The 1,527-nt window shown below is 48.2% G+C and carries 1 protein-coding gene and 1 pseudogene; both read left to right on the plus strand.

The window, feature by feature from the left end; genetic code table 11:
* Nucleotides 1–630, plus strand: a pseudogene (locus HMPREF2794_RS01425) (gfo/Idh/MocA family oxidoreductase); the annotation flags it as partial.
* A gap of 52 nt (nt 631–682) precedes the next feature.
* Nucleotides 683–1,527 (plus strand): 3-keto-disaccharide hydrolase (locus tag HMPREF2794_RS01430; RefSeq protein ID WP_070612884.1); only part of this gene is annotated, 845 nt, incomplete at its 3' end.

Raw genomic sequence — 1,527 nt, forward strand, 5'->3', positions numbered from 1 at the left:
CAGGCCCAGCATGTGAAAATGATTTTCCCCGCCCGCGACAATATGCCGAAAGTTGCCTTGCCGGAAGTTGAGGTACACTGGTATGATGGCGGTATGATGCCCGAACGTCCGAAAGGTTTCCCGGAAGGAAAACAGCTGATGGGCCCCGGTGGTGGTCTGACCATTTTCCACGGAACAAAAGATACATTGATTTGCGGCTGCTACGGAGAACAACCTTTCTTGTTGTCAGGCCGTGTGCCCAACGCACCGAAAGTATGCCGCCGTGTCAAGTGTTCCCATGAAATGGACTGGGTACGTGCTTGCAAGGAAGACAAATCCAACCGCGTGATGCCGAAAGCGGATTTCTCCGAATCGGGACCGATGAACGAAATGGTAGTAATGGGTGTATTGGCTATCCGTCTGCAAGGCTTGAACAAGACACTGGAATGGGACGGCGCCAACATGTGCTTCACTAATATCGGTGACAATGAAACACTCAGAACCTGTATCAAAGACGGATTTACGATTCATGACGGTCACCCGTCCTTCAACAAGACCTGGACAGATCCGATCAACGCGAAACAATTCGCAGCCGAACTGGTGAAACATAATTATCGTGAAGGCTGGAGACTGCCCGATATGCCACGATAACACGATAAAAGTAAGTTAGGAATTAAAGATTAAAAAATAAATAGCAATTATTATGAAGAAAGTATTTTATCCATTAGCTTGTTGTCTTGCAGCGGGAGTTCTGGTTTCCTGCGGTGGTCAGAAGAAAGCCGGAACAGCTCAGGAAGAGCAGTCGGCAAACGAAGTAGCATTGTCATATTCAAAATCATTAAAAGCGGCAGAGACGGACAGCCTGCAATTGCCGGTAGATGCGGATGGTTACATCACCATCTTTGACGGAAAAACATTCAACGGATGGCGTGGTTACGGTAAGGACAGAGTGCCTTCCAAGTGGACTATCGAGGACGGCTGTATCAAGTTCAACGGTTCCGGCGGCGGTGAAGCGCAGGACGGTGACGGCGGAGATTTGATCTTCGCTCACAAATTCAAGAACTTCGAACTGGAAATGGAATGGAAGATTTCCAAGGGCGGTAACTCCGGTATCTTCTATCTGGCTCAGGAAGTGACTTCCAAGGACAAGGATGGTAACGATGTACTCGAACCGATCTATATCTCCGCTCCCGAATATCAGGTATTGGACAATGACAATCATCCGGATGCCAAACTGGGTAAGGACAATAACCGTCAGTCGGCTTCTTTGTATGACATGATTCCGGCTGTTCCCCAGAATGCGAAACCTTCCGGCGAATGGAACAAGGCCAAGATCATGGTTTACAAAGGCACTGTTGTTCACGGACAGAATGACGAGAATGTTCTTGAATATCACCTGTGGACAAAACAATGGACTGATATGTTGCAGGCCAGCAAATTCAGCGAAGACAAATGGCCGCTGGCTTTCGAACTGCTGAATAACTGCGGTGGTGAAAACCATGAAGGATTTATCGGAATGCAGGATCACGGTGACGATGTTTGGTTCCG

It is taken from the genome of Bacteroides sp. HMSC067B03, from assembly GCF_001811315.1.
In the GTDB taxonomy this organism is placed as follows: domain Bacteria; phylum Bacteroidota; class Bacteroidia; order Bacteroidales; family Bacteroidaceae; genus Bacteroides; species Bacteroides faecis.